The organism is Trichococcus sp., from assembly GCF_049589555.1.
Taxonomy (GTDB): domain Bacteria; phylum Bacillota; class Bacilli; order Lactobacillales; family Aerococcaceae; genus Trichococcus.
In genome coordinates, this window is record NZ_JBAWAZ010000023.1 from 1 (window position 1) to 13,239 (window position 13,239).

At 45.5% G+C, this 13,239-nt stretch carries 9 protein-coding genes and 1 other annotated feature; of the genes, 8 read left to right on the forward strand and 1 reads right to left on the reverse strand.

Annotation, left to right across the window (positions count from 1 at the left end; all coding sequences use genetic code 11):
* The first annotated feature begins 197 nt into the window (after window positions 1–197).
* The 8 genes from nusG to rpoC all read left to right on the forward strand — a co-directional run bounded on the left by nusG (window position 198) and on the right by rpoC (window position 11,807).
* Window positions 198–746: a transcription termination/antitermination protein NusG gene (gene nusG / locus WBV27_RS01280; RefSeq protein ID WP_086628827.1), complete on the forward strand. Its 549-nt coding sequence runs from the start codon at window positions 198–200 to the stop codon at window positions 744–746.
* Window positions 747–1,085: 339 nt separating this feature from the next.
* Window positions 1,086–1,511: a 50S ribosomal protein L11 gene (gene rplK, locus WBV27_RS01285; RefSeq protein ID WP_068562458.1), complete on the forward strand. Its 426-nt coding sequence runs from the start codon at window positions 1,086–1,088 to the stop codon at window positions 1,509–1,511.
* A 104-nt stretch (window positions 1,512–1,615) separates the two neighbouring features.
* On the forward strand, window positions 1,616–2,305 hold the full coding sequence (rplA, locus tag WBV27_RS01290; protein WP_086628828.1) for a 50S ribosomal protein L1: 690 nt from the start codon (window positions 1,616–1,618) through the stop codon (window positions 2,303–2,305).
* A 39-nt stretch (window positions 2,306–2,344) separates the two neighbouring features.
* Window positions 2,345–2,471, forward strand: a sequence feature (ribosomal protein L10 leader region).
* 37 nt (window positions 2,472–2,508) lie between these two features.
* Window positions 2,509–3,009, forward strand: coding sequence for a 50S ribosomal protein L10 (gene rplJ, locus WBV27_RS01295; RefSeq protein ID WP_424198724.1), 501 nt, complete (start codon window positions 2,509–2,511; stop codon window positions 3,007–3,009).
* A gap of 82 nt (window positions 3,010–3,091) precedes the next feature.
* Window positions 3,092–3,457: a 50S ribosomal protein L7/L12 gene (rplL, locus tag WBV27_RS01300; protein ID WP_086628830.1), complete on the forward strand. Its 366-nt coding sequence runs from the start codon at window positions 3,092–3,094 to the stop codon at window positions 3,455–3,457.
* 135 nt (window positions 3,458–3,592) lie between these two features.
* Window positions 3,593–4,201 carry a class I SAM-dependent methyltransferase gene (locus WBV27_RS01305; RefSeq protein ID WP_140187123.1) on the forward strand — a complete coding sequence of 203 codons (609 nt, stop codon included), beginning with the start codon at window positions 3,593–3,595 and terminating at the stop codon, window positions 4,199–4,201.
* 314 nt (window positions 4,202–4,515) lie between these two features.
* Window positions 4,516–8,043: a DNA-directed RNA polymerase subunit beta gene (rpoB, locus tag WBV27_RS01310; RefSeq protein WP_168173211.1), complete on the forward strand. Its 3,528-nt coding sequence runs from the start codon at window positions 4,516–4,518 to the stop codon at window positions 8,041–8,043.
* Between the two features lie 119 nt (window positions 8,044–8,162).
* The gene (rpoC, locus tag WBV27_RS01315) at window positions 8,163–11,807 is read left to right on the forward strand and encodes a DNA-directed RNA polymerase subunit beta' (RefSeq protein WP_424198727.1); all 3,645 of its coding nucleotides are present in this window, start codon (window positions 8,163–8,165) and stop codon (window positions 11,805–11,807) included.
* Between the two features lie 233 nt (window positions 11,808–12,040).
* On the opposite strand, the gene WBV27_RS01320 is transcribed toward rpoC, so the two are convergent.
* Window positions 12,041–12,778 carry a prepilin peptidase gene (locus tag WBV27_RS01320; RefSeq protein ID WP_424198729.1) on the reverse strand — a complete coding sequence of 246 codons (738 nt, stop codon included), beginning with the start codon at window positions 12,776–12,778 and terminating at the stop codon, window positions 12,041–12,043.
* Window positions 12,779–13,239 lie beyond the last annotated feature (461 nt).

Below are 13,239 nucleotides of genomic sequence, written 5' to 3' on the forward strand. Positions count from 1 at the left end.
ATTTTTTGCCGCAGTAGATTTTGGGATCACAGAGGCAATGGATTTAATCTTAAATTAAAAGAAGATTTGTAGCCATACGGTCTTCGTGATGCTATAATGTTAACGCCGTACAGAAGGAACCTTTCAAAGACAGGAAGGTTTTTTTGTTTACAAAAAACGAAGTCAAATAAAAATCCACCAAGAAAGTAGATGCAGAAATGGAAACGATCGAAAACGAAAAACAATGGTATGTGTTGCACACTTATTCAGGTTATGAGAACAAAGTGAAGCTGAACATCGAATCGCGTGCGCAAAGCATGAACATGGAAGACCATATCTTCCGCGTTGTCATCCCTGAAGAAGAGCAAGTAGAAGTGAAGGACGGCAAAGAGAAGGCAACTACGCAAAAAACCTTCCCTGGTTATGTATTGGTTGAAATGATCATGTCTGATGAAGCATGGTTCGTTGTCCGTAATACACCGGGCGTTACCGGTTTCGTCGGATCGCATGGAGCAGGAAGCAAGCCATCCGCTTTATTGAATGAAGAAATCGAAGTCATTCTGAAGCGCATGGGCATGAGCACACGCATGCATGACGTGAAATTCGAAAAAGGCGAGCCTGTCACCATCACGGATGGCGCATTCAATGGCTTGTCAGGGTTCGTTGAAGAAGTGGACAGCGAAAAAGGCAAGTTGAAAGTCATGATCGAAATGTTCGGCCGCGAAACGATTGCCGAGCTCGATTACGACCAAGTCGACAAAGGCTAAGAAAAGCGGAACGGGTTCGTTCAGCCCTGATAGAAATTTAGGAAATCGTGCCGACTGAGCATCGTAGAGCGCAATAGGTACGATTTATCTAATTTCCGAAGGGCTAACCCGTGAAGCTAGCCATCGCTTTAAGAGGGTAGACTATTTTTCGAACTTGTAGATCACCTAAGGTGATGCGCTAATACCGATTAGACAAATTTAGTTATTAGCTAAAAAACTATTGCATTTATTTGGGTGTACTGATATAATGTATCGGTACGTTCAGGCGTATGGATTGAGTGGGAGGGGAAATCTTAACCCCATTAAACCACATCACGAACAATCAAGGAGGTATGTCTCGTGGCTAAAAAAGTTGTTAAATTAGTTAAGTTACAAATTCCTGCAGGTAAAGCATCTCCTGCTCCACCAGTAGGTCCAGCTTTGGGTCAAGCACAAGTAAACATCATGGGATTCTGTAAAGAATTCAATGCACGTACAGCTGACCAAGCAGGTATGATCATTCCCGTTGTCATTTCTGTATATGAAGATCGTTCATTCACCTTCATTACTAAAACTCCTCCAGCTCCAGTATTACTGAAAAAAGCTGCAGGTATCGAATCAGGTTCAGGCGAACCGAACAAGAAAAAAGTTGGTACCGTAACACGTGACCAAGTTAAAGAAATCGCTGAAACAAAAATGGTAGACTTGAATGCAGCAGACGTAGAAGCTGCTATGCGTATGGTCGAAGGTACTGCCCGTTCAATGGGTATTACAGTTCAAGACTAATTCAAAATGCAGCTTCTCATGTGGCCTTCCGAACGCTCGCAAGACGTTTTTGGCCACACGTGGGAGGTTAATCCGTTAAAACCACAATCTAGGAGGAAAATTCAATGGCTAAAAAAAGTAAAAAATTCCAAGATGCTGCAAAAAAAGTCGATTCTACTAAATCATATTCAGTAGAAGAAGCAGTAGCATTAGCGAAAGAAGTCGATTTTGCAAAATTCGACGCAACTGTTGAGGTCGCTTACCGTTTAGGGATCGACACTCGTAAAAATGACCAACAAATCCGTGGAGCAGTTGTGCTTCCAAACGGAACTGGTAAAACACAACGCGTTTTAGTGTTCGCTAAAGGCGAAAAAGCTAAAGAAGCTGAAGCTGCTGGTGCAGACTACGTAGGCGACGCTGACATGGTTCAAAAAATCCAAGGCGGATGGTTTGACTTTGACGTTGTTGTTGCAACTCCTGACATGATGGGTGAAGTTGGACGTTTGGGTCGTGTATTGGGACCTAAAGGCTTGATGCCAAACCCTAAAACAGGTACTGTAACAATGGACGTAACGAAAGCTATTGACGAAATCAAAGCTGGTAAAGTTACATACCGTGCTGACAAAGCTGGTAACATCCACGTTCCTATCGGTAAAGTATCATTCGACGATGCTAAATTGTTGGAAAACTTCCGTACGATCCACGATGTAATCGTGAAAGCTAAACCAGCAACTGCTAAAGGCCAATACGTTAAAAATGTAAGTGTAACAACTACATTTGGACCTGGCGTTAAAGTGGACGCAAGCTCTTTATAAAAAAACCTTGACCTGAACGACTATCTTTGGTATAGTCGTTGAGGTTAATATATGCTACCGAAGACAGCAGGGGGTGCGAGCCTTAATATACCTGCCGAGGAAGAATCCAATGAGATATTTATGGATCCTCTATGTCTAGGTGACATAGAGTTTTTTGTTTTTACAAGAAATTCTATCATAAAATCCAGGGGGTGAAATATAAGATGAGTGAAGCTGCTATTGCAAAAAAACAACTGTTGGTTGAAGAACTGACAACAAAAATCCAAGAATCCGCATCTGTAGTCGTTGTTGATTATTTAGGTCTTACTGTTGAACAGGTGACTGAATTAAGAAAACAATTGCGTGAAGCTGGCGTAGAAATGAAAGTTATCAAAAACTCTCTAATGGTACGTGCTGCTGTCGCTGCAGGTTTGGAAGGAATGGAAAGCATTTTCAAAGGACCTACTGCTGTTGCATTCAGTTCTGAAGATGTTGTTGCTCCAGCCAAAATCATGGCTGAATTCGCAAAAACTGCTGATAAACTAGAAATCAAAGGTGGTATCGTTGAAGGTAACGTTTCTTCTAAAGAAGAAATCGAAGCTTTGGCAACATTACCGAACCGCGAAGGTATGCTTTCTATGTTACTTTCAGTACTACAAGCTCCAGTCCGCAACTTTGCGTTGGCTATTAAAGCTGTATCCGAGAAAGACGGCGAAGCTGCATAATCTGCAGTTCTGTTGAAGAATCAAACACAAGCTTCCTTGCGGAGGCACAAAAAAACTTAAACCAAAAACGGAGGAACACAAAATGTCATTAAACATCGAAGCAATCATTGCTGACATCAAAGTAGCAACAGTTTTAGAATTAAACGACTTAGTAAAAGCTATCGAAGAAGAATTCGGCGTAACAGCTGCAGCTCCAGTAGCAGCAGCAGGTGCAGTAGCAGCAGCAGAAGAAGAGCAAACTGAATTCAACGTTGAATTAACTTCAGCTGGAGATTCAAAAATCAAAGTAATCAAAGTTGTACGTGAAGCTACAGGCCTAGGCTTGAAAGAAGCTAAAGCTCTAGTTGACGCAGCTCCTGGACTTATCAAGGAAGCTGTATCTAAAGAAGATGCTGAAGCATTGAAAGCTCAATTAGAAGAAGTTGGCGCTTCTGTAACAGTTAAATAATCTTTTTTCAAAAGATTGTTTCTACAGAAACACAATTCTTGATTGTGTAAATAGACTAGCCAGGATAAGCAATTATCCTGGCTTTTCTTATATTTTCCGTGCAGTATTGGACTTCCGTCAGAAGGAGTTGGGAATATGTCAAATCATTACTACACAAAGAACCCTGAAACCGAAAGCAAGGAAACTTCTTGGACGTTTCCATTGAGGGGTCGTGAATTCCGTTTCATCTCGGACAGCGGTGTCTTCTCCAAAAGAACGGTCGACTTTGGTTCGCACTTATTGATCGAAAGCTTCCGCTTGAATGAGGAAGTGGCCGGGGATATCCTGGATGTCGGCTGCGGTTACGGTCCGATGGGGCTTGCGCTCGCGCATGCTTATCCTACCAGACTGGTGGAGATGGTGGACGTAAACGAGCGGGCTATGTCTTTGGCACGCAGAAATGCGGAAGCCAACAACATCCGCAATGTGAAAGTCTACGAATCGAATACCTACGATCAAGTACCCGAAGGAAGGCAATTCGCTGCAATCGTCAGCAATCCGCCGATCCGCGCCGGGAAACAGGTCGTCCATCGCATCCTGTCGGAAGCACACACGCATCTCTTGCCGGGTGGCACGCTGACTGTGGTCATCCAGAAGAAGCAAGGCGCGCCGAGTGCTGAACAGAAAATGCTGGATGTCTTCGGTAACGTCGAAATCATCGCACGCGACAAAGGCTATTGGATCATCCAATCGGTCAAGGCGTAATGCGCGTCCCGGATCGCTCCGGATGCGGGCAGAAGCCTGTTGACAAATGAAAGCCATGTGTGTAGAATAGTAAGGTAATATAGACGCATAAGATAATTCAGAAAACGCGACTGAAATATTGTCCAGACGCGCTTTTCGAGGCAGAAAACAAAAGAAAGAGTAATTTTCTCAGAAATTGCAACCTTCTTTTGGTTTTTTTTTGCCAAAAAAACGTTGCGGAATGTATATGTAACAAAAACGTAACACTTGTTGCGAAACTGCAACATAAGAGTGTGTTGTCGCTAAATGTCTAAATTTAAGTAGGGGTGAAGAAGTTGTTAGGGCATAATGAAAAATTCGGGAAACAACGTACCCGCAGAAGTTATTCGCGTATCAGTGAAGTGTTAGAGCTTCCTAACCTGATTGAGATTCAAACGGATTCTTATGAATGGTTCCTGGAAACCGGAATCAAAGAGATGTTCAAGGACATCACGCCGATTGAAGATCACACAGGGAACTTAGCATTGGAATTTGTCGACTATGAATTCCATGATCCAAAATACACTGTTTCAGAAGCACGTGCACATGATGCCAACTACTCGGCACCGATTTATGTAAAACTGCGTTTGATCAACAAAGAAACAGGCGAAATCAAAGACCAGGAAGTTTTCTTTGGTGACTTCCCATTAATGACAGACATGGGTACCTTCATCATCAACGGAGCGGAACGTGTTATCGTCTCCCAATTGGTTCGTTCTCCAGGCGTTTATTTCCATAAAAAGATGGATAAAAACGGAAAAGAAAGCTTCGGAAACACATTGATTCCTAACCGTGGCGCATGGTTGGAATATGAGACGGATGCGAAAGACATCTCTTACGTCCGTATCGACCGCACCAGAAAAATCCCGTTGACCGTTTTGGTCCGCGCATTGGGCTTCGGTTCGGATGATCAGATCCTTGAGATCTTCGGCGACCACGAAAGCTTACGTTTGACTATGGAAAAAGACGTGCATAAAAACGCATCGGACTCCAGAACAGAAGAAGCGTTGAAAGACGTCTACGAGAGACTTCGTCCAGGCGAACCGAAAACTGCAGACAGCTCGCGTAACTTGCTGAATGCCCGTTTCTTCGACCCAAGAAGATATGACATGGCTCCAGTTGGACGCTACAAAGTAAACAAAAAATTGAATGTCAAAACACGCTTGTACAACCAGATATTGGCTGAAACATTGGTCGATCCTGAAACAGGTGAAATCATCGCAGAAAAAGGGACTGAATTGGACCGCGGCATGATGGAACGCTTAACGCCTTATTTGGATAACGGCTTGAATCAAGTGACGTTGTATCCTTCTGATGATGGCGTTGTGACTGATCCGGTCGTTATGCAAGTAGTGAAAGTCTACTCTAAGAAAGACCCTGAAAAAGTCATCAACATCATCGGGAATTCCGAAATTGCTGACGATATCAAACATCTGACGACTGCCGACATCTTTGCTTCCATGAACTACTTCTTCAACCTTACTGAAGGATTGGGAACAACGGATGACATCGACCACTTGGGTAACAGACGTATCCGTTCAGTCGGAGAGTTGTTGCAGAACCAATTCCGTATCGGTTTGTCACGGATGGAGCGTGTCGTGCGCGAAAGAATGTCCATTCAGGATGTTTCTACCGTAACGCCGCAACAATTGATCAACATCCGCCCGGTAGTGGCTGCAATCAAAGAATTCTTTGGTTCATCCCAATTGTCACAGTTCATGGACCAAACGAATCCATTGGGCGAATTGACGCACAAACGTCGTCTTTCAGCCTTAGGACCCGGCGGTTTGACGAGAGACCGTGCCGGATATGAAGTCCGAGACGTTCACTATTCCCACTATGGCCGTATGTGTCCGATCGAAACGCCTGAGGGCCCGAATATCGGACTGATCAACAGCTTGTCCAGTTATGCAAAAATCAACAAGTATGGTTTCATCGAAACGCCTTACCGCCGTGTCGACTGGAACACGCATAAGGTTACCAATATCATCGACTACTTGACTGCTGACGAAGAAGATAACTTCACCGTTGCACAAGCCAACTCGGTCCTATTGGAAGACGGAAGCTTCGCAAACAACATCGTCATGGCCCGTTATATCCATGACAACTTGGAAGTTCCGATCGAACGCGTCGATTACATGGACGTTTCTCCGAAACAAGTAGTTGCTGTCGCGACAGCCTGCATTCCGTTCTTGGAAAACGATGACTCCAACCGTGCTTTGATGGGTGCCAACATGCAACGTCAAGCTGTTCCGTTGATCAACCCGCAAGCGCCGTTCGTTGGTACCGGGATGGAATACAAAGCCGCCCATGACTCAGGTGCAGCCCTGTTGTGCCAGAATGATGGTGTGGTTGAATACGTGGATGCCAAAGAAATCCGTGTCCGTCGCGACAATGGTGCTTTGGATAAATACGAAATCATCAAGTTCCAACGTTCCAACTCAGGAACTTGCTATAACCAACGTCCAATCGTAGCTTTGGGTGACCGTGTCGATGTCGGCGAGACATTAGCGGATGGCCCGTCTATGGAAAAGGGCGAAATGGCCCTTGGACAGAACGTTTTGGTTGCCTTCATGACTTGGGAAGGTTACAACTATGAAGATGCTGTTATCATGAACGAACGTCTTGTCCGTGATGATGTGTACACTTCTATCCATATCGAAGAATACGAATCAGAAGCACGTGATACGAAGCTTGGACCTGAAGAAATCACCCGCGAATTGCCTAACGTCGGCGAAGATGCTTTGAAAGATCTTGACGAGCGCGGCATCATCCGCGTCGGTGCGGAAGTTAAAGACGGGGATATCCTGGTCGGTAAAGTCACTCCTAAAGGGATGACGGAACTGTCTGCGGAAGAGCGTCTATTGCATGCCATCTTCGGTGAAAAAGCCCGCGAAGTGCGTGATACATCGCTACGTGTTCCTCACGGCGGCGGCGGTATCGTTCACGATGTGAAGATCTTTACCCGTGAAGCAGGGGATGAACTGTCACCTGGTGTGAATCTGTTGGTGCGTGTCTACATCGTTCAAAAACGTAAGATCAACGAAGGGGATAAAATGGCCGGACGTCATGGTAACAAAGGGGTTGTATCCCGTATCATGCCTGAAGAAGATATGCCATACATGCCAGACGGCACTCCTGTTGACATCATGTTGAACCCTCTAGGGGTACCATCGCGTATGAACATCGGACAAGTATTGGAACTTCACTTAGGTATGGCTGCCCGTTCATTAGGCATCTACGTCGCATCTCCGGTATTCGATGGTGCGGATGAAGATGACGTTTGGGGTACTGTGGCTGAAGCCGGTATGGCGAACGATGCCAAAACGATCCTTTATGATGGCCGTACAGGTCAACCATTCGATAACCGTGTATCAGTCGGCGTCATGTACTATCTGAAACTTTCCCACATGGTTGATGATAAATTGCATGCTCGTTCAACTGGACCATACTCTCTAGTTACGCAACAACCGTTGGGTGGTAAAGCTCAGTTCGGTGGACAACGTTTCGGAGAGATGGAAGTTTGGGCACTGGAAGCTTATGGTGCTGCCTATACATTGCAAGAAATCTTGACATACAAATCAGATGATGTTGTCGGTCGTGTGAAAACATACGAAGCGATCGTCAAAGGCGAAACAATTCCTCGTCCAGGTGTACCTGAATCATTCCGCGTATTGGTGAAAGAATTGCAAGCACTCGGATTGGATATGAAAGTGCTTGATGAAGCAGAAGAAGAAATCGAATTGCGCGACATGGATGAAGAAGACGATGTTGTGAATATGGAAAGATTAAATAAACAATCTGAAGCAATGAAGAGAGACTAATCCGTGTTCCCGAACGCTGCTGAGGCGTTCGGGTGCATGTTTGATCAAAGCGCATTGCCTCGCGAGAAACGCAGATAGAGCATTTTGGGCAGCTCAAAGAATAAAGGGAGGTTGGCCCCTTGATAGACGTTAATAAATTTGAAAGTATGCAAATCTCTTTGGCTTCTCCTGATAAGATCCGTAGCTGGTCTTACGGGGAAGTTAAAAAACCAGAAACAATCAACTACAGAACACTGAAACCTGAAAAAGAAGGTTTGTTCTGTGAGAGAATTTTTGGACCGCAAAAGGACTGGAAATGTTCATGTGGTAAATACAATGGTATCCGTTACAAAGGGATCGTTTGCGATCGCTGTGGCGTTGAAGTAACCCGTGCTAAGGTCCGTCGTGAAAGAATGGGCCATATCGAATTGGCTGCTCCTGTAACCCATGTATGGTACTTCAAAGGGATTCCTAGCCGTATGGGACTTGTATTGGATATGAGCCCGCGCGCATTGGAAGAAATCATTTACTTCGCTTCATACGTTGTCATCGAACCAGGTGACACTGTGTTGGAATCGAAACAGTTGCTGACGGAAAGAGAATACCGTGACAAACGGGCGCAATTCGGAAACAGTTTCCATGCGGCCATGGGTGCGGAAGCCATCAAGCAATTGCTTGATCGCGTCGATGTCGATACTGAATGTGAACAATTAAAAGAAGATTTGAAATCCGCGACTGGACAAAAACGTACGCGTGCAATCCGTCGTTTGGATATCTTGGATGCTTTCCGTTCTTCAGGAAACAAACCTAGCTGGATGATCATGGATGTAATCCCGGTTATCCCTCCAGATTTGCGTCCGATGGTTCAATTGGAAGGCGGCCGTTTCGCAACAAGTGACTTGAACGACCTTTACCGTCGTGTCATCAACCGTAACAACCGTCTGAAACGCTTGTTGGACCTGAACGCACCGAACATCATCGTTCAGAATGAAAAACGCATGCTGCAGGAAGCTGTCGATGCTTTGATCGATAACGGTCGTCGTGGCCGTCCTGTAACAGGACCGGGTAACCGTCCATTGAAATCACTTTCGCACATGTTGAAAGGGAAACAAGGACGTTTCCGTCAAAACTTGCTGGGTAAACGTGTTGACTACTCCGGACGTTCCGTAATCGTAGTTGGACCTTTCCTGAAAATGTATCAATGCGGCTTGCCGAAAGAAATGGCGATCGAGTTGTTCAAACCGTTCTTGATGAAAGAATTGGTTGCCCGTGATATCGCAAGCAACATCAAAAATGCAAAACGCAAAATCGACCGCATGGACGATGATGTATGGGATGTATTGGAAGATGTCATCAGAGAACATCCAGTATTGCTGAACCGCGCACCGACGCTTCACCGTTTGGGTATCCAAGCGTTTGAACCGGTACTTGTCGAAGGTAAAGCAATCCGTCTTCACCCGTTGGTATGTGAAGCCTACAATGCCGATTTCGATGGTGACCAAATGGCCGTCCACGTACCGCTAGGTGAAGAAGCACAAGCAGAAGCGCGTCTATTGATGCTGGCTGCACAGAACATCTTGAATCCAAAAGATGGTAAACCAGTCGTAACACCATCCCAGGATATGGTCTTGGGTAACTATTACCTGACTCTGGAAGAAATAAATAAAGTCGGCGAAGGAATGATCTTCTCCAATGCGGAAGAAGCTGGTCTGGCTTATGAAGGTGGCTTTGTCCATCTGCATACAAGAGTAGCGATCAGCACGAATTCGTTGCCTAAGAAACCATGGACAGAATGGCAAAGAGGCCGTCTGTTGGTCACGACAGTCGGTAAGATCTTCTTCAACGAAATCATGCCTGATGAATTCCCGTACCTGAATGAACCGACCCAATTCAACTTGGATGTTGCGACTCCGGATAAATATTTTGCCGAACCCGGCGAAGATATTCCTGCGTTCATCAAAAAACAAGAAATTGTTGGACCGTTCAAGAAGAAATACCTTGGAAACATCATTGCTGCCGTATTCAAGAAGTTCCAAGTAACGGAAACTTCGAAGATGCTGGACAAAATGAAGGACTTGGGTTATAAAATCTCGACTCGTGCAGGTATCACTGTAGGGATCGCCGATATCTTGGTATTGGAATCCAAAGCAGAGATCCTGGAAAGAGCCCATAAAAAAGTCGATAACATCACGAAGCAATTCCGTCGTGGTCTGATCACTGATGATGAAAGATACAACAGCGTCATCACAACCTGGAATATGGCGAAGGATGAAATCCAAGTCGAACTGATGAAGACATTGGGACAAGAAAACCCAATCTTCATGATGAGTGATTCCGGAGCCCGTGGTAACATCTCCAACTTTACGCAACTTGCCGGTATGCGTGGTCTGATGGCTGCTCCAAACGGTAAGATCATGGAATTGCCGATCACTTCGAACTTCCGTGAAGGACTAAGCGTTTTGGAAATGTTTATCTCTACCCATGGAGCTCGTAAAGGGATGACCGATACAGCCTTGAAGACAGCCGATTCAGGTTACCTGACTCGTCGTCTGGTTGACGTGGCGCAAGATGTCATCATCCGTGAAGACGATTGCGGAACCGATCGTGGTCTGATAGTCCGTTCCATCCGAGAAGGCAATGAAGTCATTGAGGACTTGGAAGAGCGTCTGATTGGCCGTTATGCTCAAAAAACAGTTATCCATCCAGAGAACGGCAACGTTCTTGCTGTGCATAACCAATTGATCACAGAAGATATGGCGAAAGAAATCATTGATGCCGGTATCGAAGAAGTGACGATCCGTTCCGTGTTCACGTGCCACACTAGACACGGCGTCTGCAAACGTTGCTACGGCCGCAACTTGGCTACTGGTTCAAATGTTGAGGTCGGTGAAGCAGTCGGTACGATCGCTGCCCAATCCATCGGTGAACCAGGTACTCAATTGACCATGCGTACATTCCATACGGGTGGGGTTGCCGGAGACGATATCACACAAGGTTTGCCGCGTATCCAAGAAATCTTTGAAGCGCGTAATCCGAAAGGACAAGCGATCATCACAGAAGTTACAGGGGAAGTTGTCTCCATCGATGAAAGTGCATCCGATCGTTCCAAAGAAGTAACAGTCAAAGGTATCACGGATACAAGAACGTATACCATCCCTTACACTGCACGTACGAAAGTGGCTGAAGGCGACATCGTTCACCGTGGTGATCCATTGACTGAAGGATCCATCGAACCTAAGAGCTTGCTGCGCGTCCGCGACGTACTGTCTGTTGAGACTTACTTGCTGCGCGAAGTTCAGAAAGTATACCGTATGCAAGGGGTAGAAATCGGCGACAAGCATATCGAGGTTATGGTCCGTCAAATGTTGCGTAAAGTCCGCGTTATGGATCCGGGTTCAACAGATATCCTTCCAGGTACACTGATGGATATCTCAGATTTCGAAGACCGTAACCGTGCTGTCATCAACGCTGGGGAAGTTCCAGCAACAGCCCGTCCAGTCCTGTTGGGGATCACAAAAGCGTCCTTGGAAACAAACAGCTTCTTGTCTGCTGCTTCCTTCCAAGAAACGACTCGTGTCTTGACGGATGCTGCGATCCGCGGCAAGAAAGACTCCTTGTTGGGTCTTAAAGAGAATGTTATCATCGGTAAGATCATCCCTGCTGGTACAGGTATGGCCCGCTACCGTAAGATGGAACCGAAAGCCGTCGAAGCCGAAAGTGAGAGCGTCTATAGCATCACTGATACAGCCGAAATGGGTTCCGACCTATCTGATTACAAAGCGTAAAACGATGAACGTCCCGGAAAAGCAAATTGCTTTTCCGGGGCGTTTTTTTGTTGTTTGGTGGTATGATTTTCTGGTCTGGGGTTCGAATTTGGTGGCGGAATTCCCCGCGAAAATGGGTTTGGCGGGGAATATCAGGTTGTCCGCGGACGTTTTTCCCCGCCAACATGTTTTCGACGGGTTATTTATGAGCATAAATGCAATCCCCAAATGGAATCAAATGGGCTGTCCGGGTGTTAACGAACCAGCAGCATCTGTGCGAAGTGCACCACGACAGCGGAAGCGGCGAGGAAGGGCCCGAAAGGCAATCTGCGCTGCAAGGAGCTGCCTTTCGCCATGTGGGTGTGCAGAAAATAGGAACCTGCGGAGAAACTGGCCAACAGGATGATGAACAAGGTGGGCTCCAACCCGAAAGTGAGGCTCAAGATCGAAAGCAGTTTGACATCGCCGCCCCCGATCCCGTCAGGAAGAGCGAGACTTGTGAAAAATAACAAGGAAAAGATCACAAAGAAACTGATGAAGGCTGCCGGCCAATCCGCAACCGGAAGGACGGCTTGACGAAACACGACACCAAACAGCAATAAGAGCTGAAAGCGATCGGGAATCAACAGATAGAGATAGTCGGCAATCGCTATGACCAGCAACAGTGAGAACACAAAGGTGTGAGCGACCAACTGCAGCACGTCCGTTGCGTAGAAATAATAAAGCAGACATGCCACGAAACCGGAAATGATTTCCGAAGCGAAGTACAGCGCATCTATTTTTGCGGCGCAGTACGCACACTTCCCGCGGTGGAACACGTAAGAAAAAATCGGGAAAAGATCTTTGGCCTCCAGTGTATGCTGACAAGCGACGCAGTGGGAACGTGTGGTTGTGAAGTTTTCTTTGATGGGGATGCGCGTTCCCAGGACTGTGAAGAAAGATCCGAAAATGGCTCCGAAATAAAAGATGGATATGTAAGCAACGATGGTCAAAACAATTCCTCCTTGATGAACAAACTGACTATAATATCCGCAACTAGTTTGTTGAGTCTTTTTGTGTGGGATTCAAATAACATTGGGAAGAACGTTTTGAGAAATGTTCTATTTATTGTTGACAAGTCGTCCGTCAGATGGTAGACTGTTTAAGTTGTCAAATTAATCTTTTGTCCCGATAAAAAATAGTTGTTGACAGATGATTCTGGATTTGATAATATATAAGAGTTGCTACTGCAGTTCGAAAACGTTTAAAAATATCTTCAAAAAATATTTAAAAAAGACGTTGACAATGAGCTGGTCAAGTGGTATTATAAATAAGCAATCACGTAACACGTGATACACGATTGACCTTTGAAAACTGAATAAAGAATGAACGAACCAAATGTGCAAGGAGCTTAGACTTCGGTCGAAGCAAACGAAGACGATACTTAGTATCGCAAACATAAAGTCAGCAAGAA